General features: G+C 61.1%; 24 protein-coding genes. 8 read left to right on the forward strand and 16 right to left on the reverse strand.

All coding sequences use genetic code 11. From position 1 onward, the window contains the following. Positions 1 to 170 precede the first annotated feature (170 nt). Genes gnd through ACLEJQ_RS04455 form a run of 3 tightly spaced genes read left to right on the forward strand, consistent with a single transcriptional unit; the run spans position 171 to position 3,510 of the window. Positions 171 to 1,175: a phosphogluconate dehydrogenase (NAD(+)-dependent, decarboxylating) gene (gene gnd, locus ACLEJQ_RS04445; RefSeq protein WP_440792616.1), complete on the forward strand. Its 1,005-nt coding sequence runs from the start codon at positions 171 to 173 to the stop codon at positions 1,173 to 1,175. Continuing rightward, positions 1,172 to 2,692 (forward strand): glucose-6-phosphate dehydrogenase, encoded by a 1,521-nt coding sequence (gene zwf, locus ACLEJQ_RS04450; protein WP_440792550.1) that lies wholly within the window; start codon positions 1,172 to 1,174, stop codon positions 2,690 to 2,692. The genes gnd and zwf overlap by 4 nt, the downstream gene beginning before the upstream one ends. Then, positions 2,689 to 3,510 carry an HAD family hydrolase gene (locus ACLEJQ_RS04455; RefSeq protein ID WP_440792552.1) on the forward strand — a complete coding sequence of 274 codons (822 nt, stop codon included), beginning with the start codon at positions 2,689 to 2,691 and terminating at the stop codon, positions 3,508 to 3,510. The genes zwf and ACLEJQ_RS04455 overlap by 4 nt, the downstream gene beginning before the upstream one ends. Before the next feature lie 69 nt (positions 3,511 to 3,579). On the opposite strand, the gene nhaB is transcribed toward ACLEJQ_RS04455, so the two are convergent. The 3 genes from nhaB to ACLEJQ_RS04470 form a co-directional block, all read right to left on the reverse strand. Then, complete coding sequence (gene nhaB / locus ACLEJQ_RS04460) at positions 3,580 to 5,082, reverse strand: sodium/proton antiporter NhaB (protein WP_440792554.1); 1,503 nt, start codon at positions 5,080 to 5,082, stop codon at positions 3,580 to 3,582. Positions 5,083 to 5,176: 94 nt separating this feature from the next. Further along, positions 5,177 to 6,466, reverse strand: a complete 1,290-nt coding sequence (locus tag ACLEJQ_RS04465; protein ID WP_440792556.1) for a hypothetical protein — start codon at positions 6,464 to 6,466, stop codon at positions 5,177 to 5,179. Positions 6,467 to 6,822: 356 nt separating this feature from the next. Next, the gene (locus ACLEJQ_RS04470; RefSeq protein ID WP_440792558.1) at positions 6,823 to 7,089 is read right to left on the reverse strand and encodes a hypothetical protein; all 267 of its coding nucleotides are present in this window, start codon (positions 7,087 to 7,089) and stop codon (positions 6,823 to 6,825) included. A gap of 341 nt (positions 7,090 to 7,430) precedes the next feature. Between ACLEJQ_RS04470 and ACLEJQ_RS04475 the strand changes: the two genes are divergently transcribed. Then, a complete protein-coding gene (locus ACLEJQ_RS04475) occupies positions 7,431 to 8,756 on the forward strand; it encodes a sigma 54-interacting transcriptional regulator (protein ID WP_440792560.1) in 1,326 nt (441 codons plus the stop codon). A 131-nt stretch (positions 8,757 to 8,887) separates the two neighbouring features. On the opposite strand, the gene ACLEJQ_RS04480 is transcribed toward ACLEJQ_RS04475, so the two are convergent. The 9 genes from ACLEJQ_RS04480 to ACLEJQ_RS04520 form a co-directional block, all read right to left on the reverse strand. After that, positions 8,888 to 10,171, reverse strand: coding sequence for a hypothetical protein (locus ACLEJQ_RS04480; RefSeq protein WP_440792562.1), 1,284 nt, complete (start codon positions 10,169 to 10,171; stop codon positions 8,888 to 8,890). A gap of 45 nt (positions 10,172 to 10,216) precedes the next feature. After that, the gene (locus tag ACLEJQ_RS04485) at positions 10,217 to 10,963 is read right to left on the reverse strand and encodes a hypothetical protein (protein ID WP_440792564.1); all 747 of its coding nucleotides are present in this window, start codon (positions 10,961 to 10,963) and stop codon (positions 10,217 to 10,219) included. A 57-nt stretch (positions 10,964 to 11,020) separates the two neighbouring features. Next, positions 11,021 to 11,701: a C39 family peptidase gene (locus tag ACLEJQ_RS04490; RefSeq protein WP_440792566.1), complete on the reverse strand. Its 681-nt coding sequence runs from the start codon at positions 11,699 to 11,701 to the stop codon at positions 11,021 to 11,023. 66 nt (positions 11,702 to 11,767) lie between these two features. Further along, positions 11,768 to 12,748 (reverse strand): heme utilization protein, encoded by a 981-nt coding sequence (locus tag ACLEJQ_RS04495; protein ID WP_440792568.1) that lies wholly within the window; start codon positions 12,746 to 12,748, stop codon positions 11,768 to 11,770. 62 nt (positions 12,749 to 12,810) lie between these two features. After that, a complete protein-coding gene (locus ACLEJQ_RS04500; RefSeq protein WP_440792569.1) occupies positions 12,811 to 13,389 on the reverse strand; it encodes an adhesin in 579 nt (192 codons plus the stop codon). A gap of 1 nt (position 13,390) precedes the next feature. Beyond that, the gene (locus ACLEJQ_RS04505; protein ID WP_440792571.1) at positions 13,391 to 13,843 is read right to left on the reverse strand and encodes a hypothetical protein; all 453 of its coding nucleotides are present in this window, start codon (positions 13,841 to 13,843) and stop codon (positions 13,391 to 13,393) included. A 337-nt stretch (positions 13,844 to 14,180) separates the two neighbouring features. Further along, on the reverse strand, positions 14,181 to 14,705 hold the full coding sequence (locus ACLEJQ_RS04510; protein WP_440792618.1) for an AAA family ATPase: 525 nt from the start codon (positions 14,703 to 14,705) through the stop codon (positions 14,181 to 14,183). After that, the gene (pnuC, locus tag ACLEJQ_RS04515) at positions 14,702 to 15,265 is read right to left on the reverse strand and encodes a nicotinamide riboside transporter PnuC (protein WP_440792573.1); all 564 of its coding nucleotides are present in this window, start codon (positions 15,263 to 15,265) and stop codon (positions 14,702 to 14,704) included. The genes ACLEJQ_RS04510 and pnuC overlap by 4 nt, the downstream gene beginning before the upstream one ends. A 255-nt stretch (positions 15,266 to 15,520) precedes the next feature. Beyond that, entirely contained in the window at positions 15,521 to 17,155 is a 1,635-nt protein-coding gene (locus tag ACLEJQ_RS04520) for a methyl-accepting chemotaxis protein (RefSeq protein WP_440792575.1), read from the reverse strand. 272 nt (positions 17,156 to 17,427) lie between these two features. Here ACLEJQ_RS04520 and ACLEJQ_RS04525 point away from each other — a divergent pair, with 272 nt between their 5' ends. After that, positions 17,428 to 18,258, forward strand: a complete 831-nt coding sequence (locus tag ACLEJQ_RS04525; protein WP_440792577.1) for an undecaprenyl-diphosphate phosphatase — start codon at positions 17,428 to 17,430, stop codon at positions 18,256 to 18,258. Further along, entirely contained in the window at positions 18,255 to 18,680 is a 426-nt protein-coding gene (locus ACLEJQ_RS04530; RefSeq protein ID WP_440792578.1) for a DUF1294 domain-containing protein, read from the forward strand. The genes ACLEJQ_RS04525 and ACLEJQ_RS04530 overlap by 4 nt, the downstream gene beginning before the upstream one ends. Here the strand turns inward: ACLEJQ_RS04530 and ACLEJQ_RS04535 are convergent. Further along, entirely contained in the window at positions 18,677 to 19,027 is a 351-nt protein-coding gene (locus tag ACLEJQ_RS04535; protein WP_440792580.1) for an MmcQ/YjbR family DNA-binding protein, read from the reverse strand. The genes ACLEJQ_RS04530 and ACLEJQ_RS04535 overlap by 4 nt on opposite strands. Next, entirely contained in the window at positions 19,024 to 19,932 is a 909-nt protein-coding gene (locus tag ACLEJQ_RS04540; RefSeq protein ID WP_440792582.1) for a LysR substrate-binding domain-containing protein, read from the reverse strand. Before ACLEJQ_RS04540 ends, ACLEJQ_RS04535 begins: the two co-directional genes overlap by 4 nt. 129 nt (positions 19,933 to 20,061) lie before the next feature. Here ACLEJQ_RS04540 and ACLEJQ_RS04545 point away from each other — a divergent pair, with 129 nt between their 5' ends. Together ACLEJQ_RS04545 and ACLEJQ_RS04550 are read left to right on the forward strand one after the other, a co-directional pair. Continuing rightward, complete coding sequence (locus tag ACLEJQ_RS04545) at positions 20,062 to 20,670, forward strand: FMN-dependent NADH-azoreductase (protein WP_440792584.1); 609 nt, start codon at positions 20,062 to 20,064, stop codon at positions 20,668 to 20,670. A 179-nt stretch (positions 20,671 to 20,849) separates the two neighbouring features. After that, the gene (locus ACLEJQ_RS04550; protein WP_440792586.1) at positions 20,850 to 21,887 is read left to right on the forward strand and encodes an alpha/beta hydrolase family protein; all 1,038 of its coding nucleotides are present in this window, start codon (positions 20,850 to 20,852) and stop codon (positions 21,885 to 21,887) included. Here the strand turns inward: ACLEJQ_RS04550 and ACLEJQ_RS04555 are convergent. Together ACLEJQ_RS04555 and ACLEJQ_RS04560 are read right to left on the reverse strand one after the other, a co-directional pair. Beyond that, positions 21,881 to 23,074 (reverse strand): MFS transporter, encoded by a 1,194-nt coding sequence (locus ACLEJQ_RS04555; protein WP_440792588.1) that lies wholly within the window; start codon positions 23,072 to 23,074, stop codon positions 21,881 to 21,883. The genes ACLEJQ_RS04550 and ACLEJQ_RS04555 overlap by 7 nt on opposite strands. 340 nt (positions 23,075 to 23,414) lie before the next feature. After that, entirely contained in the window at positions 23,415 to 25,001 is a 1,587-nt protein-coding gene (locus ACLEJQ_RS04560) for an ABC-F family ATPase (RefSeq protein ID WP_440792590.1), read from the reverse strand. Positions 25,002 to 25,158 lie beyond the last annotated feature (157 nt).

Here is a 25,158-nt window from a genome sequence, read left to right on the forward strand (position 1 = left end):
TCTGATTTCTTTTGCCTGTGATTGGAACTTTTTTATTTTTCATGGTCGCTGTGTCTTCGGCCGGGTTTGAAGCGTTATCCCTTGTGATTGCCTGAATTACCCGGAAACTATGCAGCAATGCTCTGGACTAACCTCCACTAGTCTTGGAGCTAAACCTTTGACTTACCTTTATTTGTAGTAGGGAGCATCAGCACATGCAACTCGGGATCATTGGACTGGGCCGCATGGGCGGCAATATTGCGCGGCGCCTGATGCTCAATGGGCACACCACTGTCGTCTACGACCGCAACAGCGCATTTGTCGATAACCTCAGCCAAGAGGGCGCCAAGGGCGTGGCGGACCTGCCCGCACTGGTCGCCGGCCTGGAAAAGCCGCGGGCGGTCTGGGTCATGTTGCCCGCTGGCGCACCCACCGAAGACACCATCAACGACCTCAGCCAGTTGCTTGAGCCGGGCGATGTGATCATCGACGGTGGCAACACGTACTATAAGGACGACATCCGCCGCGCCCAGGCCCTGGCGGAAAAAGGCCTGAGCTATATCGACGTTGGCACTTCCGGGGGCGTCTGGGGCCTGGAACGCGGCTACTGCATGATGATCGGTGGCGACGCCGAGGTCGTGAAGCGCCTGGATCCGCTGTTCGACAGCCTGGCCCCGGGCATGGGGGACATCCCGCGTACCCGCGATCGCAAATCCGACGATGATCGTGCCGAACGTGGCTACATTCATGCCGGCCCGGCGGGTGCAGGGCATTTCGTGAAAATGATCCACAATGGCATCGAGTACGGAATGATGCAGGCCTTTGCCGAAGGTTTTGACATCCTCAAGACCAAGTCCAGCGAAAGCCTGCCACCTGAGCAGCGTTTCAACCTGAATGTCGCCGATATTGCCGAAGTCTGGCGTCGCGGCAGTGTGGTTTCGTCCTGGCTGCTGGACCTGACCGCCGACGCACTGGCCAGTGACCCGCAACTCGACGGGTTCTCTGGCGAAGTCGCCGACAGCGGTGAAGGTCGCTGGACCATCGAGGCCGCCATCGAACAAGCGGTGCCGGTCCCGGTATTGTCCAGCTCGCTCTTCGCCCGTTTCCGCTCTCGTCAGCAAAGCACCTATGGCGACAAGATGCTCTCGGCGATGCGCTTCGGCTTCGGCGGCCATGTGGAGACACCGAAAAAATGACCTCGATCGGCAGCAAATCCAAGGCAGAACCGGCACCACCGACCACGTTGTTTCTGTTCGGAGCCCATGGCGATCTGGTCAAGCGGCTGCTGATGCCGGCGCTTTACCACCTCAGTCGTGACGGCCTGCTGGGGGATGGGCTGCAGATCATCGGGGTTGACCACAATGCGATCAGCGATGTGGATTTCGCCAAGAAGCTCGAGGACTTCATCCGCAGCGAAGCGGTCAACAAGGGCGGCGATGCCGAGCGCGCCCTCGACCCGGTGCTCTGGGCAAGGCTGGCCAAGGGCATCAGCTATGTGCAGGGTGATTTCCTCGATGACGGCACTTATCAGGCGCTGGCGGCGAAGATCGCGGCCAGCGGCACCGGCAACGCGGTCTTCTACCTGGCGACCGCGCCGCGTTTTTTCAGCGAAGTGGTCAGCCGCCTTGGCGCGGCCGGCCTGCTTCAGGAGCAGCCGGATGCCTTCCGGCGCGTGGTGATCGAAAAGCCGTTCGGCTCCGACCTGCGAACCGCTGAGGCACTGAACGCCTGCCTGCTCAAAGTCATGAGCGAGAAACAGATCTATCGGATCGACCACTACCTGGGCAAGGAAACGGTGCAGAACATTCTGGTCAGCCGTTTCTCTAACAGCCTGTTCGAGGCGTTCTGGAATAACCACTACATCGACCACGTCCAGATTACCGCCGCCGAAACCGTCGGTGTGGAAACCCGCGGCAGTTTCTACGAACACACCGGTGCGCTACGGGACATGGTGCCCAACCATCTTTTCCAGTTGCTGGCGATGGTCGCGATGGAGCCGCCGGCGGCATTCGGTGCCGATGCGGTGCGCGGAGAGAAAGCCAAGGTGGTCGGGGCAATCCGGCCCTGGTCGGTGGAACAGGCCCGGGCCAATTCGGTACGTGGGCAGTACACCGCCGGCGAAGTGGGCGGCAAGGCAGTGAACGGTTATCGCCAGGAGGCCAACGTGGCCGAGGACAGTCAGACCGAGACCTATGTTGCCCTCAAGGTCATGATCGATAACTGGCGTTGGGTCGGCGTACCGTTCTACCTGCGCACCGGCAAACGCATGAGCGTGCGGGACACGGAAATCGTCATCTGCTTCAAACCGGCGCCTTATGCGCAGTTTCGCGACACCGAAGTCGATGAATTGCAACCTACCTACTTGAGAATCCAGATCCAGCCCAACGAAGGCATGTGGTTCGACCTGTTGGCGAAACGGCCAGGGCCGGCGCTCGACATGGCGAACATCGAACTGGGTTTTGCCTACAAGGACTTCTTCGAGATGCAACCGTCCACGGGTTACGAAACCCTGATCTACGATTGCCTGACCGGCGATCAGACGCTGTTCCAACGGGCCGACAACATCGAGAACGGCTGGCGTGCGGTGCAGCCATTTCTCGATGCCTGGCAGCAGGACGCGACATTCCAGCCCTACAAGGCCGGGGAAGACGGACCGGCGGCCGCCGATGATTTGCTGATTCGCGACGGTCGCGTCTGGCACGGCCTCGGATGAGTGAGCTGGTGACACAACCCATCCGATTCTTGCTCAGCGACATGGACGGCACCTTATTGCTGCCCGATCACAGCCTGACCCAGCGCACCATCGAAGCGGTTCGCGCATTGCGCGAGGCGGGGGTGTTTTTCAGCCTCGCCACCGGCCGGCCGCCCCGGGCGATGCGCCAGCAGATCGAGGCCCTGGGTGTCGACCTGCCTACCGCCGCGTTCAACGGCGGCACGCTGGTGCATCCTGATGGCAGCTTCCTCGCGGTGCATTACCTGCCACCTGAGGCGGCGCTGACCACCCTGGCGCTGTACGCCGATCAGCCGGGTATAGAGGTCTGGGTCTTCGCCGACGGCGATTGGCTGGTGCTCGATGCCAACGGACCCATGGTGCCGGTCGAGACCCGTGGCCTGGGCTATGCGCCGGTACAGGTCGAGAGTTTCGAGCCCTACCTTGAGCGCATCGACAAGATCGTCGCCACCAGTGCCGACACCCAACTGCTGGTAGAGCTAGAGGCGCGCCTGCACCCGCTGCTCGAAGGCCAGGCCCAGGTGTCGCGTTCGCAACCGATCTATTTGGATGTCACGGCCATGAAAGCCAACAAGGGCGAGGCGCTGGCGACCCTGGCGGCATTCCTGAATGTGCCGCTGGCGCAGACGGCGGCGATGGGCGATGGCGGCAACGACCCGGCGATGTTCCATCGTGCGGGGCTGTCGATCGCCATGGGCCAGGCGCCGGAAGCGATCAAGCGCCAGGCCGATGTCATCACCGCTGCCAATACCGAAGACGGCGCGGCATTGGCAATCGAGCGCTATATCCTGCCGCGCTGACTCGCCCGGTGGAAACCGAGGGAGCGGATATTCTGGGAGCGAGCCTGCTCGCTCCCAAGGCGTTGCGCTCTACAGCCAGTCAGTGACCGCAAACCAGCCCAATCCACCCATCACCACGGTGTAAGGCAACGCCATCCAGACCATCCGGCCATAGGACAGGCGAATCAGCGGGGCAATCGCTGACGTCAGCAGGAACAGAAAGGCGGCCTGGCCATTGGGAGTGGCCACGCTGGGCAGGTTGGTGCCGGTATTGATGGCCACGGCCAGGGTTTCGAACTGTTCGCGGCTCAAGTGGCCGGACACGAAGGCCTGTTTCACTTCGGTGATGTAAATAGTCGCCACAAACACGTTGTCACTGATGGCCGACAACAGTCCGTTGGCGATGAACAGCATGCCCGGTTGTTGGTCGGCGGGAAGGGCCAGGACCCACTGGATCAGCGGCGTGAACAACTGCTGGTCATGAATGACCGCTACCACCGCAAAGAACACCACCAACAGCGCGGTGAACGGCATGGCGTCCTTGAAGGCGTTGCCGAGCCGGTGCTCGTCGGTGATACCGGTGAACGCGGTAATCAGCACAATCACCATCAGACCGATCAGACCGACTTCGGCAACGTGCAGTGCCAGGCCGATGATCAGGATCAACGCGGCGATTGCCTGAACGATCAGGGCGGCCCGTTGACGGGAGGTGCGCTCGCGGTTGTCCTGTTCGGCGTAGTCGGCCAGCACGGCGCGGACATTGTCCGGCAGCAGTGTGCCGTAGCCGAACCAACGCAGTTTTTCCAACAGCACGCAGGTCACCAGCCCTGCCACCAGCACCGGCAGCGACACCGGCGCGACCTTGAGGAAGAATTCGGCGAAATGCCAGCCCATCTCATGGCCGATCAGAAGGTTCTGTGGTTCGCCCACCAGGGTGCAGACGCCGCCCAGGGCCGTGCCCACCACACCGTGCATCAGCAGGCTGCGCAGGAATGCCCGGAACTGGTCCAGGTCGGCGTGATGCAGCGAGGCCAAGGCGTGGTCTTCATCGATGTTGCTTTCCTGGCGCGGGTCGTGGCCTGACGCGACGCGGTGGTATACCGAATAAAATCCCACGCCGGCGCTGATGATCACCGCCGTGACGGTCAGTGCATCGAGGAATGCCGAGAGAAACGCCGATAGAAAGCAGAACATCAGCGCCAGCAACGCCTTGGAGCGTACCCCCAGCAGCAGTCGCGAAAACAGGAACAGCAGCAGGTCCTTCATGAAGTAAATCCCGGCCACCATGAACATCAGCAACAGGATTACCGGGAAGTTGTGCAGCAATTCCTGATACAGCGCCTGGGGCGTGGTCATGCCCAGCACCAGCGCCTCTATCAGCAACAGCCCGCCGGGCATCAGCGGGTAGCATTTGAGCGCCATGGCCAAGGTGAAAATGAACTCGATGACCAGCATCCAGCCCGCCGCGACCGGCCCCACCGTCCGTAGCACCACGGCGTTGAGGATCAGGAAAGTGATGATGCACGCCTTGTACCAGCGCGGCGAGTGCCCCAGAAAATTGTGCGCGAAAGCCTGAGCCATTGAGCCGGACATCGGCTGCTCCTTTTAATTAGAAGCGCGCAAGTTGCCGTAAGAAATGAGGAATATCAAGCGTAGGAATAAATACCGGTCAGCTCGCCATCCTGAATCAGGCCCAATACCGTGCAATGACCGCTCGGTAACTGCCATGGAGTGAATATCCCCCCACCAGGATTTTCCCGTCTGCCTGCACCGCCAGGGTGGTGGCGGTGTCCAGGCTGTAGCCGATTCGAGTGCGAACCCAGCCTTCGCCCTGGCCGAAATCCGGGTCGAGACTGGCGTCCGGCAAATGCCGGGCGAGCAGGAAATCGGTTTCGATACCACCGAGGGTAGCCCCAGCCGTCACCAGCTTCCCGTCCGGTTGAACCTGGGCGGCGGTCCACTGGCTGGAGCTGCGTCCAATCTGCAGGAGCTGGCATTGGCCCTGGTTGCAGTGGCGGTCCGGCTCGCCGTCCTGGCTTACTTTCAGTGACAGACTGTGCATCGGGTCGCGGCTGCTGCCGAACGCCTGCAAGTCGCCGTTTGCGTGCTGCACGATCTGGCTGACCATTACGCTGTGGTCCTGCGCCTTGATTGACAGGAATCCTTGCTCACCGAAGGTTTCATCGAGCCCGCCGTCGGGGTCATAACGTGCGATCAGGCCTTGCTGGGGCAGGTCGATTGCACCGCCGACGACGATATGGCCGTCGGCCTGGAGCGCCAGGCAGCCCAGCCAGGTGTTTTTCAGCAGCCGCCGGACCATCACGAAGCCACGGCCGTTGAACGAGCCATCCAACTCACCGTCGGGCAACAGTCGGATCAGCACGCCGACGTGATCGGACAATTGAAAGTGATGATTGGCCAACAGCAGGATCCGGCCATCGGCCTGAACCTGCATGTCACAGGCTTCGAGGCCCGGTATGCCGGGCGGCAGCCACGGGTCACGCAGGCCTTGGGAGAGGTTGCCGCAGAGTCTGATGATCCGCCGGCCAGCGTTGCCGAAATCTTGAACGGGTCGGCCCTGCTGGTCGAACAGGGCGAGGGCGGGAAGGGCGTGGTCAGTGTTTTCGTAGTGCAGGCCTGACAGCAGGATATGGCCATTATCCAACTCGATGATCTTACCCGCCGTTGCTTCACAGCCGTCTTCGAAGACACCGATCACACAGCCGTCGGCGCCAAAGTCTGGGTCGGTCGAGCCATCGGGGTTGAGTCGGGTCAGTCCGAACCGACTGCCGTTGGGGGTATCGATCCGGGCCGCCACCAGGATTCGACCAGCGTGGTCGAGGGTCAGCCCGGTGGTCTGGCTCGAACGGCTGCCTTCAAAATGAATCCAGGCTTTACCGTTGTCGGCAAAGGTTGGATCAAGTTGCCCGGCATAGATTTGCGCCGGTTCCAGCGCAAACGCGGATCGATCGTGCATGCGTGCCTCTCCTTGCGCGTCGACCGACCCCAGGCTATGTACGAAATAGCTTGAAACTTGGTTATGCGGCGTTAAAAACCGGCTCGTGCGCGAGTCCGATCGGAACGCTCATTGACAACCAGTCAAGTCGAGCGCGACCCCGGCCGTTCCTCGCCGGTTTTTGCCTTGCCTAACCTGCGTTTCAAACCATTTCGTACACAACCTAAGAACGGCGACAGCATGAGGGCAACATTCAATCCTTGAACGGATCAATGCACAACTGTCAGACCTTGCGTAAGTAGGGACGATTCGTGCCATAACAATGGCTTTGCGACCCAACGCCAAGCCCGCCACGGATAGCAGGCCTATCGGCGGCTTTATTCCGGCATCGACCAGGACTGCAACTTGTAGCCTTCCTGGCTCAATTCGGCGCGGGCCTGTTTCAACAGGTCCGCCAGTTTGGCCGGATCGGTATAGGCACTGCTTGGAATCTGTTTGCGCCCAATATGAGTATTGGTGCGGTCTACGACGGTCAGGCTGAGTTCACCGTTACCGTCTTGTGGAGCCCAGGCCACGCATTGGAAAGGACGAAATGCGCGGTCGGCAATCAAAAGAGCTTCGTTGATACGGAGCGGGGCGTTCATGGCGTTTTCTCTTCAATGTGCCCAATCAAATGATGTGCCGGCGGTTGGGCGTACCGTGCGGCAGGTTACTTGTACTGATGTTCCGAACCCGGGGGCGGGTCACACAATCTTTAAATAAATTTCGAATTTCTTTCAGACCAGGCTTCCAGGCTTTTGTTTGAAAGCGGGTTGAAAGAAAAAACTGGGGGATAACTAACGAAACGGCTTCTTATAACCATTTTTATCGCTGTTCAATAATCAATCGATACAAGGGGGTGTCAACTTCTTGCTACTGTTACATGCAGGTTTGCCAAACGACTGTTTCTAATAACATTTCCTTATTTTGGCGCCAAGGATCAGTCATGATCGAAGCCAGTACGTCGCGTCGTCTGCTCGTGGTTGATCCCTGCGATGATTGCCATCGCCTGCTGCCCGGTCTGCGCAGCGTAGGGTGGGATGTGGACAGTTGTGCCCTGGAGCACGCCGGTGATCGGCCGTGCGATGTCGGGCTCCTGCGCTTGCAGCCGTTTCATCTAGAGCGCCCGGAGGCGGTCAAGGAACTGATCGGTCGCAGCGGCACCGAATGGATCGCGGTGCTCAACCAGGAGATGCTGCGCCTGCAGAATGTCGGTGATTTTGTCTGCGAATGGTTCTTCGACTTTCATACCTTGCCATTTGATGTTTCCCGGGTCCAAGTGACGCTGGGCCGGGCATTCGGCATGGCGCGCTTGCGTGGGCAGGGTACGATTCATGTCGATCAGCCTGAGCACGAACTGCTGGGCGACAGCCGACCGATGCGCGAACTGCGCAAATTGCTCGGTAAGCTGGCACCCACCGAGTCACCGGTGTTGATTCGTGGGGAGAGCGGAACCGGCAAGGAGTTGGTGGCTCGCACGCTGCATTTGCAATCGCACCGACGCCACAAACCATTCATTGCGATCAACTGCGGTGCCATTCCTGAGCACCTGATTCAATCCGAATTGTTCGGCCACGAGAAAGGCGCTTTCACCGGCGCTCACCAGCGCAAGATCGGGCGGATCGAGGCTGCGCACGGCGGAACGCTGTTCCTGGATGAAGTGGGCGACCTACCGATGGAACTGCAAGCCAACCTGCTGCGGTTCTTGCAGGAAAAACACGTTGAGCGGGTCGGTGGCAGCCAGCCGATTGCAGTCGATGTGCGGGTGCTGGCGGCGACCCACGTTGACCTGGAAGCAGCCATCGAACTCAAGCGTTTTCGTGAGGATTTGTACTATCGCCTCAACGTGTTGCAGGTCGTCATGGCTCCGTTGCGCGAGCGCCATGGCGACCTGGCGATGCTTGCCAGTCACTTCTCGCATTTCTACAGCCAGGAAATCGGCCGGCGGCCGCGCAGCTTCAGCGACGACGCCCTGGCGGCGATGGGCATGCACGACTGGCCTGGCAACGTGCGCGAACTGGCCAACCGTGTCCGTCGCGGGTTGGTGTTGGCGGAAGGTCGGCAGATCGAGGCCCGGGACCTTGGCCTTGCCAGTCCTCATGGCGTCGTCGCCCCGATGGGCACGCTGGAAGACTACAAGACTCGCGCCGAGCGCCAGGCGCTGAGCGACGTGCTCAACCGCCACAGCGACAACCTGAGCGTCGCTGCCAGGGTCCTTGGCGTATCACGGCCGACATTCTATCGGTTGTTGCACAAGCATCAGATTCGCTAATTCCGGTTTGGCGCAGTTCCCTGTGGGAGCGAGCCTGCTCGCGATTGCAGTGGGTCAGCCATGAACAGGTAACCGATCTACCGCTATCGCGAGCAAGCTCAGCGCCCACAGAGTGCAAGGGAGGTCTTGTGTCAGAAGTAATACGGGAATTTCAGGCTGAAGCTGAAGTCCGGTGCATCGTCCGTCAGGCCTATGGACAGGTTGGGCACGATGGTCAGGTTGTCGGTGGCGGCGACGGTCATGCCGATGTTGAAGTAGCCGGCGTTGGCGTCGCTGGAGACCACTGACTGCCAATCCCCGCCCTCCTGTTTGATCTTGCTTTTCTTCTGGATGAGGTCGGACACCGAGAACGACATGCTCATCTTCTCGTTCAATGCGAAGGCGATGCCCGCACCGAGCTGGAAGCTATCGCCGATCCGGACCTTGCCGGGGATCTTCTGGTTGACGGTGGAGCTGGTGTCGTCGAACGACTCCTCAAAGTTATGGGTGTAAGACAATGTGCCGAACAGCACGGCCGGGTCGAAGGTCTTGACCAGCGAGATCCCGGGGGTGATCGACCACACGCCGTTGCCGGTGGGCAGGTCTTCAGGCACGAACAGGTTGGTATTGGCCTGGGACTGGCGCAGCTTGATGCCGAACGGGTCCTTGCCGGTCGGGGCCTTGACCCGCAGGGTGACCACTGCATCCGGCGTGTCGATCGACTCATCCATGAACTTGTAGGCAATGCCGAAGTTCACGTCGCCGATGGTGGGGTCGCGGGTCACGGTTTCCTCGCTGGTGACTCCGGCAGCGCCGTTGTTGGCACCGCCGGACTGGTACGTCGACTCGCGGTAGATCACCGGCACGTTAAGGTCGAACTGCCAGCGATTGTCGAAGTTGTAGCGGCCGGTCAGGTCCAGGGTCCAGGTGTCGGCCTTGATCCGGTCCAGGTTGATGTTGCCCAGGAAGATCGAATCCAGGGCCAGGAAACCGTTGAGGATCAATTGCCGGGTGTCGTAGCGCGAATAGGTCACGCCGGTTTCGAAACTGAACTTGCCGCCACCGAAGAAACCGCTGGCCTCGTCATAAAGGTTGGAAACGCTCTGGGCCGGTTGCGAATCGTCGGCGAGGGACTGCCCGTAGCCGCTGCCACCGGTCCCTGCCGAACCACTGCCGGCCACGGTCTGGTTGCCTTTCATGTCAGCCGGGGATTTGGCCAGGCGCTTGGGGGGCGGGGCGGCGGGCTGGTCTTCCACCTGGCGAACCCGCTGTTCGAGCACCGCCAAAGCTTTTTGCTGGGCCTCGTATCGCTGCTTCAACTCCAGGAGTTCCTGCTTCAGGGCTTCGATGTCCGCGTCCGGCGCCGCGTGTAACACGGTCGCCGGTAACAACGTGCTCAAACACATGACAGCGCGCAACGATACGGATCGATACATGGAGAATGCCGTCCCTATTTGCCCAATGGTCGTCAGCAGCGTAGTTCAATATCCTAGGGTGCGCAGGCCTCGCAATTGCGTCAGGTTGCAGTCCAGGGCCCCGGCGCTGGGGCCGTTGTTGTTCAGCACCACGTTGAGTTGGGTCAGGTTGTTGACCTGGTTGCCGTTGCCAAGCAGGCGGGTGTTCTGCAGCAGGCCGCCCTGGGCCACCTGTTGCAGGGCACTGCCCTGGTTCTGGCTGGCCTGGATCGCCATCTGCACGCCGTTGCCGGTAGCGGTGACTGCCACGCTGCCGGCGGCATTGCTGCCGCTGATGGTCTGGCCACTGCTCAGCAGTTGGCCTTGGGAGGGCACCAGCGCAGGTGCCTGGTTGCTCTCCCTGACGTTGATATCGACATTGTTATAGGCCGTGTTGCCGTCGCCGGCGGCACGTACGCTCTGGGTCACGCCCTGGCTCGTACCCAGGCCTGCGCCACCGGTGATGTTGCCGCTGCCCTGATCCGGGATACCGCCATTACCGGTCTGCTTGATGGTGGACACATAGAGTTGGGGTTTGATCGTAGCGGCCTGGATCTGCAGGGTGCTGGAGGCGCCGATCAGGTCGCCGCTGGCGTTGCGCCAGGTACTGCTCATGACAATGCCGAAACTGATGACTCGGCCCGGCATCACATAACGACCGCGCAGCTCGGAAAGCTCCTGGTCCTTGACTTCGATCGGTTTGAATCCGGCATGGGCATAGCCCGAGGCAGCCGCGGCCAGGCAGGCCAGCGTCAGCCAGTGTGACGTTTTCATGTGCAGCTCCCGGAGCGTCCTGCTCCTCTTGTATTTATTGTTGGCAGTGTTCGGCGATTAAAAGAAGTCGCTCTGTATGAAACCGAAATCCATCAGTTCTGCATCCTGGACCGGATTGAAACCGTCCAGCTTGTTACGCGCCGTCAGCGGTTGCGGAGGGCTGCGCAGGGCGTTGGCTTTGTCATAGCCTGGCCCGACAATGGCAAAGACGATGCCATTCCAACCCTTGATGAAATCATCATGGGCGTAGCGCTTGTGTCCCAGCACCGGGTCGGCAATGTAGACCCACTGCTTGTCGGCGCGCTGCAACACCACGAAGTGCTTGTAGCCGCGGATATCCATCAGGACCACCACAGGGATGGTCACCGCTTCGATTTTTTCGGGCGGTATCCGATAGCCACGGGCACGCATGCCGATGGTTTCGACATAGCGCTTCATGTCGAGCATGGAAAATCCTTGGGTGCGAACCAGGTCCTGGTCCGCGTTGACCAGCATGCCTTTGATGACGTGTTCTTCATCGACGTCCAGCCAATAGGCCTGGCGCAGCACCGTGGCCAGCGCGGCGGCGCCGCAACTGAAATCGGTCTTTTGTTCGACGATATCGCTGAACTTGCGCTCGCGCAGGCTTTGCACCGGTTTATAAATCAACATGCCGCCAGGCAAGGCGGCGACCGGTATCTGCGCGGCTTGAGCAACGCAGGCCATGGACAGAAGCAGGGAAAGGGCAGTCCCACGCATGACTGATACGCCTTTTGAGAGTCCTGGAAAAGAAGCCCCGTCGCCGGGGCTTCGTTTCATGCGCGCTTACATGCAGGCCTTGCAGCCGGCAGCGATGGACAGCGAGTTGCTCTGCTGGTTACCCACGCCAGCCGAGACGTTGGCGCCACCGTTACCGGAGAAGCCGTTCATCGAGTTGCTCATGGTGGCGTTGTTGATCACAGGGTTTTTCCAGCCGTCGCGGGTCAGCACTTGCTGGGTATTGGTGCCGGACAGTTCAAAGGTGCCCACGGCGGTGAACTTGAATTTGTCGTCATCATGACCGCCGCCGTAGCCGCCTTTGTTGCCCCAGCCGCCATGGTTGTCGCTTTCGGCAGTGCCATCGCCTTTGGCTTTGAACGTGCCGTTGGCTTTGTAGGTGCTGGTAAGGGTGTCGGTTTTATAGGTCCGCACACCTTTGTTGTCGACTTCCAGGCCGGTGGAGGTCTGGTCGGCCGCAGCAGCGGCTGTTGCAACACGGCCTCCGGACACGGCGATGGCCAGGTTGTTTTTCTGTTGGTTGAAGTTGCCAGCGGTCACGTTGATGCCGATGTTGCCGGAGCCATTGTTGCCCGCATTGGTGAGCGAAGCGTTGTTTTGAGTGGAGTTGTTCTTGACGTAATTGTTGTTATTGACTTGCGTGGCGCTGGACACGGCGACAGCCGAGCCGAAGATGAAGCTCTCGTCAGCGGTGGCCAAGGCTGCGGCGTTGTCTTGTTGGTTGCCGTCGCCGCCGGCAACGTTGGCGCCCATGTTGCCATTGCTGCCATTGAGCGAGTCCTTGGCTTCGGCGGTATTTTTGGTGGCCTGGTTGGTGACCATGTTGCCGTCGCTGTTCTGTTCATCCAGCACCGATGCCGCAGCACCCGCGGTGATGGACAGTTGCTCCTGCCAGGTCGGACCTTTCGGACCATGGTTGCCATGGCCGTGACCATGCCCGTTGTTATCGTTTCCTCCGGCCTGCGCGGCCATTGCCATGACAGCGGCGAGAGCGAAAACCAATGGTTGGAGTGCCATCGTAGGTTTCATGGTGTTTCTCCTTGCATGTCGTTGGTTAAGTGTCAGTACTTTCTTATGCGTACTGCGCCGGGTCAGTCGGCGACCCGGATGCTCAGGGTGTTAGCCATGCGGTTCCCCACCCCGGCACTCTGGTTCACCTGGATTACCCCACGGCTGCCGGTGAAGGCCTGGTCGCTGGTGACGACCTGGCGACTGCCGGTTGGGGCGCCAGTTGCTCCTGAGTTCGGTAGCAACGCCACGTTCTGTTGCGAAAGGACGCTGTCATCAATGCTCTGCGGCTGGGCGCTGATGCCCACGCGCATGACATTGGCCATCTGGTTATTGGCCCCGGCGGACTGGTTGACGCCCAGCACGCCGTTGCCATTGGTGAAGGAGTTGCCGCCGATGCGGGCGGTGGCGTTCATGGATGGGTCGGCTGGCGTATCGAGGCGTTGGCGCAGGTTGGTACTGGCCTGTGCTTCGGTGCCGATCGCGATGGCCCGGACGTTGGTCTGCTGGGTCTGGTCGCCGGCGGCCTGGTTGATGTTGAAGTTGCCGCTGTAATGGCCGCCGGAATTCTGCAGGTTGGCGTCGTTGACCCGCGCAACGCCAGGATCGGCGAGGGTGAGGGAGGGACCGAGCAAGGCCAGCAGGAACAGGGCGGGCTTCATGTCACTGGCCTCCGGCAAGTCGACCCAGCGGGGCCAGGCCGGAACTCAGCGAACGATTGATGGTGCCGGAGATCGCGCCGCCGCTGCCGCCACCATGACCGGCACCCATGCCAGGCATGCCGTTGGGGTTGGTTACCACGTTCAGCCCCTGTACGCCGGTATTGGTGTTGGTATTGATGGCGTTGCGGATCGACGAGCCGCTGGCGATGCTGGCGAATTCGCCATCGCTCAGCTCGGTGCTGGCGGCTACCTGGTTGATTCGAGCCGATGGGTTGGCGTTGACGGTGGTCGGGTAGGGGTCCTTGCCCCCGTTACGGCCGATGGCAATGGGTTGTACATCACGGCTCAGTACGATCACGCCGTTGCCCTCGGCCAGTACCGGTAGGCTGAACGACGCGCCGGCGGCGCAGCCGATCAGCAACAGGCAGGTCACGCCCCTATTGAAACTCCCCATGGCAGCGACTCCTTCTCTACGGCTGGCCCTAGTCAGCGTTGCGAAGGTCGCGAGCAGGAGTCGTGCCGATTTAAGAAATTCCTTTCGAATCAATGGGTTGTGTAGTGGCTGAGGATATTTACGGGCCGGGCTGTTTCATCGTTGAGACAACGGGCCGGATGAACAGCGCGACGGCGGCCGTCCAAGGCTCTGGATCCAGGCTTTGAGCGGGGTGTTGCAGCAGCTTTACAGTCTTGATGGCAATCCGGCGCAACCGCCGTGGATCCGCGTTCGGCGTGTCGGGGTTGTATCAGCTGCGTAACAACAGACGCGAGAGGTTGAGCGCCGCGCCAGGCGGTCAGGCTGCCAGTAGCCGCGAAACGGCGGCGAACACCTTTTCCCGGCGTTGCGCCCAGTTACCCTCGATGACTTGGAAGGGTTGTCGGTGCCGGACCAGCCAATCCTCGGTGGCCTGGAAAAACACCTTGCGTTGCGCCAGGTCCGGTTGGCAGCGCAACCCATCGCCGGTCCACTCCACTTGCTCGGGGCTCAGCAACAGATGCAAATCGTAATGGCGCGCCAACAAGGCCGGCTCGAGCCAGCTCGGGCAATCGCCGAACAGGGTCTGGCTCCAGAGAATGTTACTCAACAGGTGAGTGTCGAGGATCAGCAAGTCTGGCTGATGGGCACGGGCCGCGTCTTCCCAGGCGAGCTGCCCGGTCGCGATGTCGGTGATGTCGGCCAGACAGGTGTCGCGCAGGTTCTGTTCCATGAAATGACGAACGTATTCATCGACCCGCAGGCCGCCGAAGTGCGCCTGCAACTGCGCTGCCAGCCAACTTTTGCCGCTGGATTCGGGGCCGGTCAATACCAGCACTTTCATGGGCGAAGGGCCGGATCGGCGCGCCATTCCCGCCAGCCTTGCACCGCCAGCAAGGTGAACAGGGCGTAGAGCGCGGCGGTCAGGTACAGGTCCTTATAGACGAACAGGCCGACGAAAATCACGTCCAGGACGATCCACAACGGCCAACATTGCAGGCGTTTCTGCGCCATCCACCATTGGGCGACAAGGCTGAAACCGGTCAGTGCCGCGTCGAGCCAGGGCTGGGCGGCGTCGGTCCAGCGGGCCATGGCCGCCCCGAGCGCCAGGCTGCCCACCGCCCCGACAGCCAGCCCGAACAACACCCAAGTCCCACCCAGACGAGTGACCTGGCGCCCGGCATGTTGCTGCCCGGCCCGGGTCCATTGCCACCAGCCATAGAGCTGCAGCACGGCGTAGACCCCTTGCAACAGCATGTCCGAGTACAGCTTCACGTCGAAGAAAATCCAGCTGTACAGCAACACCATCACCAATCCGATCGGCCAGCCCCAGGGGTTCTGCTTGACGGTCAACCAGACAGCAATCACGCCGAGGGCCGCGGCAAACAGTTCAAGCCCGGACATGGTGGATCCTTGGAGAAGTAGGAGAAGGCGGCGATTGTATACGCGATGGTGGGGGCAGCTCCAATTTCAATGTTCGGATGTGCCACAGCTATCGCGAGCAGGCTCGCTCCCACAGGGTTTTGTGCATGGCAGATGGTTTCAGTTGTCACAAATCCACTGTGGGAGCGAGCCTGCTCGCGATGAGGGCGGCTCAGCTGGCACCAATGCTGAATGTACCGCCGCCATCGCGAACAAGCTCGCTCTCACAGGCCTCGCTCAAACCCGAAACTGCTTGAGCAACCCGTTCAACTGTTCACTCAACGCCTTGAGACGGCTACTGGCCAGGCTCGATTGCTCAGCCGCCAGGGCGGTGCTGTGGGACAGGCCGGCGGCCTGGGTGACGTTCTGGTTGATGTCTTCCACCACATGGGCCTGTTGCAGGGTGGCGCTGGCGATAGACGCGTTCAGGCTGTTGAGGTTGCGCAGGGCCTGGCCGATGGCATTGAGGCTGGCGCCCGCCAGGCCGGCCTGCTCGATGGTCAATTGTGAGGCGCGGCTGCTGTCGCTGATGACTTTCACCGCAGCTTCGGAGTGGTTTTGCAGGCGTTCGATCATCGCCTGGATTTCAGCGGTGGACTTCTGGGTGCGTTGGGCCAGCAGCCGTACTTCATCGGCCACCACCGCGAAGCCACGGCCCTGTTCCCCGGCACGGGCCGCTTCGATCGCGGCGTTCAGGGCGAGCAGGTTGGTCTGCTCGGCAATCGAGCGGATCACTTCCAGGACGCTGCCGATCTGCGTGCTTTCGCTCGCCAGGGTGCGGATCACTTCCACTGCCTGGTCGATGGTCTGGGAGAGTCGATCGATCTGTTGCAAGCTGCCGTCGATATTGATCTGGCCCTGTTGGGCCTGGGATTCTGCGTCGCGCATTTCGCTGGCGGCGTGTTCGGCGTTCTTCGCCACGTCCTGTACGCCATAGGTCACTTCGTTGATGGCCGTCGCTACCAGCTCCATTTGTTGCGACTGCTGCTGGCTGCGCTCCTGAGCCTGGGTGGCGTCGTTGCCCAATTCGTTGGAAGATTGCCCCAGCGCGCTGGCCGAATCCTGCAACTGACCGACCACCTGGCGCAGCTTGGCGGTGAAAGCATTGAAGTGTCGCGCCAACTGGGTGACTTCGTCCTGGCCGTGGGTGTCGAGGGTGCGGGTCAGGTCGCTCTCGCCGCTGGCAATGTTCGCCATTGCATTAACGGTTTCCTGCAACGGTCGCACGATGCTGCGCACGATCAGCGTTAACAGCAAGGCCATGATCAGCGTGATCGCCAGGCCGATGGCCGAGGCTTGGATCAGCTGGGAACGGAATTCAGCCTGGACGTCGTCCACATAGACGCCTGAGCCAATGACCCAGCCCCACGGCTCGAACAGTTTGACGTAGGAGGTCTTGCCTACCGGCGCCTCGGCGCCCGGCTTCGGCCAGAGGTAATCCACCATGCCGGCGCCCTTGGACTTGGCGATGGCGACCATCTCGTTGAACAACGCAAAACCGTTCGGGTCGCGGATCGACGAGAGGTTCTGGCCTTCCAGCTTCGGGTTGGTCGGGTGCATGACCATGACGGGCGTCAGGTCATTGATCCAGAAGTAATCGGTGTCGTTGTAACGCAGGCCGCGCACGGCACTGAGCGCTTGTTTCTGCGCGGCGTCGCGGCTCAGGGTGCCTGCCGTTTCCAGGCCATGGTAGTAAGTCAGCACGCCACTGGCGGTCTGCACCACATGTTGGGTTTTCTGCACCTTGGCCTGATAAAGGTCGTTGTGGATCTGCTTGAGCATCAAGGCGCCCAACGTGAACAGCATCACGATGGCCACGACCAGGATGAGCCACAAGCGTCGGCTGATCGACACACTGCGCAAGCTATTCATACGCTATTACTCCGGTTTTTATTCTTGTCATCAACCACCGTCGGCGCTGTTGCATCACGCGGGAACGCCTGACTGACCTCAGGTATAACGCGGCAGCGTTATCAGTGCTTGTCTGATAGGATTTCGGCCCCGCAGCGCAAAACCTGAGCGCAAGTTGATTGTTTCATTGGTTTTTTCAGAGCGGTCACGGTTATGGTGCTGCCCGCTGCGTGCATTTGCAAAACACTTGAACATGACGAAACCTGCATAAAAAGCTTGTTTTTGGGGGATGAATGGATTTGTGGACCGCCTTTCAGGCACTGATTCTTGGCGTGGTAGAGGGTTTGACGGAGTTTCTGCCGATTTCCAGCACGGGGCACCAGATTATCGTCGCCGACCTGCTTCAGTTCGGAGGCGAGCGCTCGATGGCGTTCAATATCATTATCCAGCTGGGCGCCATCCTCGCGGTGGTCTGGGAGTTCCGGCGCAAGATCTTCGACGTGGTGCTGGGCTTGCCAACCCAGCCCAGCGCCCGGCGTTTCACGGCCAATCTGTTGATCGCCTTCCTGCCTGCGGTGGTACTGGGCGTACTGTTGGCCGACTGGATTCATCATTACCTGTTCAACCCGATCACCGTGGCGGCGGCGCTGGTGATAGGTGGCTTCGTGATGCTCTGGGCGGAGAAACGCCAGCATCAGGTGCACGCCGAGACAGTGGACGACATCACCTGGAAAGAAGCCTTGAAAGTCGGCTTGGCCCAGTGCCTGGCGATGATCCCCGGCACCTCCCGCTCCGGCTCGACCATTATCGGCGGGCTGTTGTTCGGCCTGTCGCGAAAGACCGCGACCGAGTTTTCGTTCTTCCTGGCAATGCCGACCATGGTCGGCGCTGCGGTCTATTCCGGCTACAAGTACCGCGAGTTGTTCGTCCCGGCGGACTTCCCGGTGTTCGCCGTCGGCTTCGTCACCGCTTTCATTTTCGCGATGATCGCGGTCAAGGGCCTGTTGCGTTTCATCGCCAGCCACAGTTACGCCGTGTTCGCCTGGTATCGGATCGCCTTCGGCCTGCTGATCCTGGCAACCTGGCAGTTTGGCTGGGTTGACTGGACCGCCGCCAAGCCATGAATGACGCAGGCCCCCGTAACCGCACGGCGCGCAGCAGCGAGGGCGCCGTGAAGAACCTGCGGCTGAAGCTGGTTGCATTTGCGCTGTTGTGTGCCTTGTCGCTGACCGGTTCGCTGCTGCTGGGGTTACGGGCGATATCCTGGGTGCCGATGGTGGCCTATGGCGTCGTCAGCGCGGTGGCGTTTCTGCTGTACTGGAGCGACAAGCGCAAGGCCCGCGCCGACGCCTGGCGCACTCCGGAGAACGTCTTGCACGCGGTGGAATTGGCGGGTGGCTGGCCGGGGGCGCTGCTGGCACAGCAAGCGTTTCGCCACAAGACCCGCAAGGTGTCGTTCCAGGTGGTGTTCTGGTTTATCGTGCTGTTGCACCAGGTGTTCTGGATCGACCAGTTGTTCCTCGGACGCCTGCTGACCCTGTTCTAAATCAGGAGGCCGACCTGCGTGCGCTTGGGCAACTTGCTCACGACCAACTGGTGGGAGCGTTGCAGCAGGCCACGCAGCTCCTCGGCGCCCAGCGGGTAGGGCACCTGCATGATGATCCACTGGGCCCGCGCCAGGTAAGGCGCCGGATGAATGCCGGGACGGTCGCAATGGCCGAGAAACAGATCCTTGTCGACCTTGAACGCCAGTGAGTCCCCGCGCAGGCCCTGAAGGGCAAACATCTTGTTGCCGGCGACGGAAAACACCCGCACGCCGCCCCACTTGTAATCTTCCTGCGCCCCGGGCAGGCCCAGGCAGAACTGCGCGACCTGCTCTTCGTTCCAACTCATAGCGTCCTGTCTCCACAGCGGTTGAATGCTTCGACCAAATGGTCGATCCAGGCCCTGACCGCCGGCAACACGCCTCGACGGTGCGGATAGACCGCTTGCAGCCAACCATCGGGTAATGACCACCCGGGCAATAACTCCACTAACGTACCGTCCTGCAATTCCTGCTCGCAATACATGGTCGGCAGCAGCGTGAAGCCGATGCCTGCGAGGGCGCAGGCGCGGCGGACAATGAAATCATCGATGCCCAGACGTGCTTCCAGCGCCATTTCGACACTTTGCCCATCGCCCTGGAGCAACCGCAAGTGCACCAGTCGATCAGCCTCCAGCGCTCCGAGTACTGGTAGCTGCCGCAGATCCTCGGGCGTTTCGATCCGTCGCCCTTCGACGAATGCCGGACTGGCCACCATGACCAGCCGTGCCTGGCGCAGGCGCCGGGTCATCAGCAGCGGGTCTTCATCGCCGATGTCGCGCACCCGCAACGCGACATCGATGCCCTCGCTGATCAGGTCCACGCGGCGATTGAGCAGGATCATCTCCAACTGAACCTGCGGATACTTGTCCAGGAAGCTGGCGACCAACCCGGCCAGCATTTCATGGGCCAGGCCTACCGGGCTCGAGACCCGCAGACGCCCGCGCGGCGCGCTGGACATGCTCGCCACCGCCTCGGCGGCCATCTCCGCCTCCAGCAGCATCGCCTGGCAATGACGCAGATAACGTTCGCCCACCGCGGTCAGTTTCACCTGCCGTGTGGTGCGTTGCAGCAGGCGGGCGCCCAGGCGCTCTTCCAGCTCGGCGATGCGCCGTGACAGCCGCGACTTGGGAATGCCCAGCGAACGCCCGGCTGCCGCGAAACCGCCGGCTTCGACGACTTTGGCAAAGTAATAAAGATCGTTGAGGTCTTGCATGGCGGTCTCGATTGTCCTGTGAGTGGGACGAACTATCGCATTTTTGCTGCCTTATCGACCATTGCTTTCATCGATAGGATTGTCCGCATCTGATCGCCTGTTTGCGATCCTCACTTGGAGAGCACACGTATGAAACTCTTGCACATTGATTCCAGCATCCTTGGCGACAACTCCGCTTCCCGCCAACTGAGCCGTGAGGTGGTCGAGGCCTGGAAAGCCGCCGAGCCACAAACCGTGGTGACTTACCGCGACCTGGCCGCCGACGCCATCAGCCATTTCTCCGCCCAGACCCTGGTTGCTGCCGGCACCAGCGCTGAACTGCGCGACGCAGCCTTGCAACACGAGGCTGAACTCAGCGCCGCGACGATGGCTGAGTTCCAGGCAGCCGACGCGATTGTCATTGCTGCGCCCATGTATAACTTCAGCATCCCGACGCAGCTCAAGGCCTGGATCGACCGCATCGCCGTGGCTGGTCAGACCTTTCGTTACACCGCAGCAGGCTTTGAAGGTCTGTGCGGTGGCAAGAAGCTGGTGATCGTCTCCACCGCAGGCGGCTTGCACGCCGGCCAACCGAGCAGCGTGGGCCATGAGGAGTACTTGAAAGTGATGTTTGGCTTCCTCGGCATCACCGACATCGAATTCGTCCGCGCTGAAGGGTTGGCCAAGGGCGACGACATGCGCGCCAAGGGCATGAACCAAGCCAAGGCCCAAATCGGCGAACAATTCGCCGCTGCGTAAGCCTTGGGTAAAAAAACCAGGCGCTTGAAGCAACCTCTGGAAAACTCTGTATTCTGATCATCATTGATGGTCTGGGTGCAGGGTTTTTCTGCATCTGGCGTTGGGCTTCTGGCGCAGGTTATGCAGGCCAGGGCTGTGAGTCGCTGGCGCGCCGCCAGGCGGTGAAAGTGGAAAGTGCGATGATACGTCTTGGTGCAGCCATACTGCTTTGCCTGTTCGGCGGCCTGGCTTCGGTGCAGGCCGCGCCTGGGTTGCGTGCGCATTGGAGTGCGGGTTTCCATGAGCTGGTTTTCCTCGATCCGCTGGATCAACAGCCGATGCACGCCATCGCCTTCTATCCTTCCACCGATGCGGAGCAATCCAGCCCGCTGGGTGGCTACCAGATCGACGCTGCGCCCGACGCCAGGATCGCCATCGGCCGCTTCCCCCTGCTGATGCTGTCCCATGGCAACACTGGCACCCCACTGGCCCTGCATGACCTGGCCACGTCACTGGCGCGCAAGGGCTTCGTGGTGGTGGCGGTGATCCATCCCGGCGACAACGCCCAGGATCACAGCCGGCTCGGCACCCTCAGCAACCTGTATGGGCGACCGATCCAGATTTCCCAGGCGATCACCGCCACGCTGAACGACCCGATGCTGGCGCCGTTCGTCGATGCCGGGCAGGTGGGGGTGATCGGCTATTCCGCCGGCGGCGAGACTGCACTGATTCTGTCCGGGGCCACGCCGGACCTCAATCGGCTACGTCGTTACTGTCAGGAGCGACCGGACGACCGTGATGCCTGCAACACTCAGGGCGAACTGATCGCCGATCGCGACGACCTGCAACCGCAAGCCGACCCCCGGGTTCGAGCCTTGTTGCTGATGGCGCCGTTGAGCCTGAAGTTCGGCCGTCATACCCTGGCCGATGTGCATGTCCCGGTTCTGCTCTACAGCGGCGACGGTGACAAGCTGGTGGCTTTCGACAAGAACGCCGCGGCATTGGCCCGCAAGCTGCCCATTGCACCGGACTTCAAGACCTTGGCCGGCGCTGGTCACTTTGTATTCCTGGCGCCATGCACCGATGAGCAGATCACCGCGATGCCGGCGCTGTGCACCGATGCCGACGGGGTCGATCGCAAGGACATCCACCGCACGATGATCACCGAGGCCGACCGTTTCTTCAGTCAGGCCTTGGGTAAGGCGAGCCGGGCCGGGATGAGGACCGCTGATCAATAATCGGCTTTTACCGCGCGGCGACGTAGCAGCAGAGTCAGGCCCAGTCCGGTAACGGACAGCAATGCGGCGCAGAAAAAGATCGACGAATAGCCCATGTTCAGGGCAACCGCACCCATCAAGGGGCCGGCAACCGCCAGCGCCAGGTCGAAGAACACCGCGTATGCGCTCAAGCCCGCGCCTCGGCTGGTATTGGGCACTTGCTTGATGGCTTCGACGCCAAGCGCCGGATACACCAGGGACAGCCCGAAGCCGGCCAGCCCGGCCCCGACCAGGGCGAACGCGGTGTTCGGTGCAACCCAGAGCAACACCAGCCCCAGGGTTTCGATGCTCATGCAGGCGATGGCCGAGTTGAAGCCGCCGAAGCGGGCGATGCTGGAGATGAACACCAGCCGCGCCAGGATGAAGCAGACACCGAAGACCGTCAGGCACCAGGCGGCACCGGTCCAGCCGCGACTGGCGTAAAACAGCGTGATGAATGTCGTGAGCGTGCCGTAGCCGATCGAAGCCAGGCTCAGGCCGGCTCCGTACGGTGCAATGCGTCCGAACACCGCCCAGAAGGGCAGGCGCTCGCCGCGGATGACCGGTACCGATGGCTTGTTGCGGATCAGCAACAGCGCCGCGCTGCCCAACAACGACAAGGCAATGCCCAGGCTGGCGAACCCCAGCGCTTGCACCATCACCACCCCCAGCGGGGCGCCAATGGCGATGGCACCGTACGAGGCGATGCCGTTCCAGGAAATCGAGCGGGCGGTGTGCTCCACCCCCACCTGGCCCATGCACCAACTGATGGTGCCCACGCCAATCAGCCCCTGGGCCACGCCCAGCAGCAAACGTCCGGCGATCAGAATCGACAGGCTGGTCAGCGGCAGACTCTGCAAGAGCGTCGAGAGCAGCGTCAGCAAGCCGCTGAGCACAATCCCCGACAATCCATAGACAATCGCCCGCTTGGTGCCGACGCTGTCCGACAGCCGCCCGGCCATGGGGCGGCTGAGCAGCGTCGCCAGGTACTGCGAACCGATGGTCAACCCGGCCACCACTGCGCTGAAGCCCAACTGCTCGTGCACATAGCCCGGCAACACGGCAATCGGCAGACCGATGCACAGAAACGCGATAAAGGTATAGAAGACGATGGAGACGATCTGCAAGGTGATCGACAGTGAACTGGGGGCGGCAGGCTGCGTGGACATGTGGCTCGTTCGCGGGCGGCGGTAAGAGAGCCCCATCATGGCGCGAGGCAAGCGTAAAAGGAAGCAGGCTAACTAAATGGGTAGGCGTAAGCGGGTTCAATTTGTGCCGGATGTCAGGGCCTCATCGCGAGCAGGCTCGCTCCCACAGGGCATTTGTGGCGAATGCGGGACATATGAACACCCGAGAACCCTTGTGGGAGCGAGCCTGCTCGCGATAGCGGTGAATCAGTGGCGGGGATGTCGGCTGACACGACCTCATCGCGAGCAAGCTCGGCTCCGCAGGATGCAAAAAGCCCCGTCACCAGGGACAGGGCTTTTGGCTTGCAGCACAGGGATTGTCTTAGAACATCACACCCTGACTGCGCAGGTAGTCATCGTAGGTGCCGCTGAAGTCCACCACGCCATCGGCGCTCAATTCGATGATGCGGGTGGCCAGGGACGATACGAACTCACGGTCGTGGCTGACGAAGATCAGGGTGCCGGGGTAGTTTTCCAGCGCCAGGTTCAAGGCCTCGATGGATTCCATGTCCAGGTGGTTGGTCGGTTCGTCCATCACCAGCACGTTCGGCTTCTGCAGGATCAGCTTGCCAAACAGCATGCGGCCCTGTTCTCCACCGGAGATGACCTTGACCGACTTGAGGATCTCGTCGTTGGAGAACAGCATGCGGCCCAGGGTGCCACGGATCATCTGTTCGCCCTGGGTCCACTGGCCCATCCAGTCGAACAGGCTGACGTCGTCTTCGAAGTCATGGGCGTGGTCCTGGGCGTAATAACCCAGCTCCGCGCTTTCGGTCCACTTCACTGCGCCGGCGTCTGGGGTCAGCTCGCCCATCAGGGTGCGCAGCAGGGTGGTCTTGCCGATGCCGTTGGGGCCGATGATCGCCACGCGCTCGCCGGCTTCGACGGTGAAGCTGAAGTTCTTGAACAAGGTCTTGCCGTCGAAGCCCTTGGACATGCGCTCGACGGTCACCGCCTGGCGATGCAGTTTCTTGGTCTGTTCGAAGCGGATGAACGGGCTCACGCGGCTCGATGGCTTGACCTCGGCCAGCTGGATCTTGTCGATCTGCTTGGCGCGGGAGGTCGCCTGCTTGGCTTTCGAGGCGTTGGCCGAGAAGCGGCTGACGAAGGTCTGCAACTCGGCGATCTGCGCCTTCTTCTTGGCGTTGTCCGACAGCAGTTGCTCACGGGACTGGGTGGCCGCGATCATGTACTCGTCGTAGTTGCCCGGGAACAGGCGCAGCTCGCCGTAGTCCAGGTCGGCCATGTGGGTGCAGACACTGTTGAGGAAGTGCCGGTCGTGGGAAATGATGATCATGGTGCTGTTACGCGCCGTGAGAATGTTTTCCAGCCAGCGAATGGTGTTGATGTCCAGGTGGTTGGTCGGTTCGTCGAGCAACAGCACTTCCGGATCCGAGAACAGTGCCTGAGCCAGCAATACCCGCAGTTTCCAGCCGGGGGCGACTTCAGTCATCGGGCCGAAATGTTGTTCCAGAGGGATGCCCAGGCCCAGCAGCAGTTCGCCGGCACGGGACTCGGCGGTGTAGCCGTCCATTTCGGCAAACTCGGTTTCCAGCTCGGCGACGGCCATGCCGTCTTCTTCGGTCATTTCCGGCAACGAGTAGATACGGTCACGCTCGGCCTTGACCTTCCACAGCTCTTCATGACCCATGATGACGGTGTCGATCACGGTGAACTGTTCGTAAGCGAATTGATCCTGGCGCAGCTTGCCCAGGCGCACGTTCGGCTCGAGCATCACCTGGCCGCCGGAAGGCTCGAGGTCCCCGCCGAGGATTTTCATGAAGGTCGACTTGCCGCAACCGTTGGCGCCGATCAGGCCGTAGCGGTTGCCCGCGCCAAACTTGACCGAGACGTTTTCGAACAGCGGCTTGGCGCCGAACTGCATCGTGATGTTAGCTGTAGAGATCAAAGGTTTATCCTGCGGAACATTCAGAGTAGCTAGGGTGCGGCAGTACCTGTCGAGTACCTGTCTGCGTTGTTACCGGCCGTGCAAAGGCTTCGCGGTCGCAAGCGCAAGGGTCCATCCGGCATAAGAGGACAGCTGCATACGGAGCGCCTGGTCCGGT

The sequence above is a fragment of the Pseudomonas sp. SMV71 genome (genome assembly GCF_052042015.1).
Classification (GTDB): domain Bacteria; phylum Pseudomonadota; class Gammaproteobacteria; order Pseudomonadales; family Pseudomonadaceae; genus Aquipseudomonas.

Bases quoted from the DNA above. Each gene is read 5' to 3' on its own strand.
- zwf (WP_440792550.1), top strand. From the start codon at position 1,172: ATGACCTCGATCGGCAGCAAATCCAAGGCAGAACCGGCACCACCGACC.
- ACLEJQ_RS04455 (WP_440792552.1), top strand. From the start codon at position 2,689: ATGAGTGAGCTGGTGACACAACCCATCCGATTCTTGCTCAGCGACATG.
- nhaB (WP_440792554.1), bottom strand. From the start codon at position 5,082: ATGTCCGGCTCAATGGCTCAGGCTTTCGCGCACAATTTTCTGGGGCAC.
- ACLEJQ_RS04465 (WP_440792556.1), bottom strand. From the start codon at position 6,466: ATGCACGATCGATCCGCGTTTGCGCTGGAACCGGCGCAAATCTATGCC.
- ACLEJQ_RS04470 (WP_440792558.1), bottom strand. From the start codon at position 7,089: ATGAACGCCCCGCTCCGTATCAACGAAGCTCTTTTGATTGCCGACCGC.
- ACLEJQ_RS04475 (WP_440792560.1), top strand. From the start codon at position 7,431: ATGATCGAAGCCAGTACGTCGCGTCGTCTGCTCGTGGTTGATCCCTGC.
- ACLEJQ_RS04480 (WP_440792562.1), bottom strand. From the start codon at position 10,171: ATGTATCGATCCGTATCGTTGCGCGCTGTCATGTGTTTGAGCACGTTG.
- ACLEJQ_RS04485 (WP_440792564.1), bottom strand. From the start codon at position 10,963: ATGAAAACGTCACACTGGCTGACGCTGGCCTGCCTGGCCGCGGCTGCC.
- ACLEJQ_RS04490 (WP_440792566.1), bottom strand. From the start codon at position 11,701: ATGCGTGGGACTGCCCTTTCCCTGCTTCTGTCCATGGCCTGCGTTGCT.
- ACLEJQ_RS04495 (WP_440792568.1), bottom strand. From the start codon at position 12,748: ATGAAACCTACGATGGCACTCCAACCATTGGTTTTCGCTCTCGCCGCT.
- ACLEJQ_RS04500 (WP_440792569.1), bottom strand. From the start codon at position 13,389: ATGAAGCCCGCCCTGTTCCTGCTGGCCTTGCTCGGTCCCTCCCTCACC.
- ACLEJQ_RS04505 (WP_440792571.1), bottom strand. From the start codon at position 13,843: ATGGGGAGTTTCAATAGGGGCGTGACCTGCCTGTTGCTGATCGGCTGC.
- ACLEJQ_RS04510 (WP_440792618.1), bottom strand. From the start codon at position 14,705: ATGAAAGTGCTGGTATTGACCGGCCCCGAATCCAGCGGCAAAAGTTGG.
- pnuC (WP_440792573.1), bottom strand. From the start codon at position 15,265: ATGTCCGGGCTTGAACTGTTTGCCGCGGCCCTCGGCGTGATTGCTGTC.
- ACLEJQ_RS04520 (WP_440792575.1), bottom strand. From the start codon at position 17,155: ATGAATAGCTTGCGCAGTGTGTCGATCAGCCGACGCTTGTGGCTCATC.
- ACLEJQ_RS04525 (WP_440792577.1), top strand. From the start codon at position 17,428: ATGGATTTGTGGACCGCCTTTCAGGCACTGATTCTTGGCGTGGTAGAG.
- ACLEJQ_RS04530 (WP_440792578.1), top strand. From the start codon at position 18,255: ATGAATGACGCAGGCCCCCGTAACCGCACGGCGCGCAGCAGCGAGGGC.
- ACLEJQ_RS04535 (WP_440792580.1), bottom strand. From the start codon at position 19,027: ATGAGTTGGAACGAAGAGCAGGTCGCGCAGTTCTGCCTGGGCCTGCCC.
- ACLEJQ_RS04540 (WP_440792582.1), bottom strand. From the start codon at position 19,932: ATGCAAGACCTCAACGATCTTTATTACTTTGCCAAAGTCGTCGAAGCC.
- ACLEJQ_RS04545 (WP_440792584.1), top strand. From the start codon at position 20,062: ATGAAACTCTTGCACATTGATTCCAGCATCCTTGGCGACAACTCCGCT.
- ACLEJQ_RS04550 (WP_440792586.1), top strand. From the start codon at position 20,850: ATGATACGTCTTGGTGCAGCCATACTGCTTTGCCTGTTCGGCGGCCTG.
- ACLEJQ_RS04555 (WP_440792588.1), bottom strand. From the start codon at position 23,074: ATGTCCACGCAGCCTGCCGCCCCCAGTTCACTGTCGATCACCTTGCAG.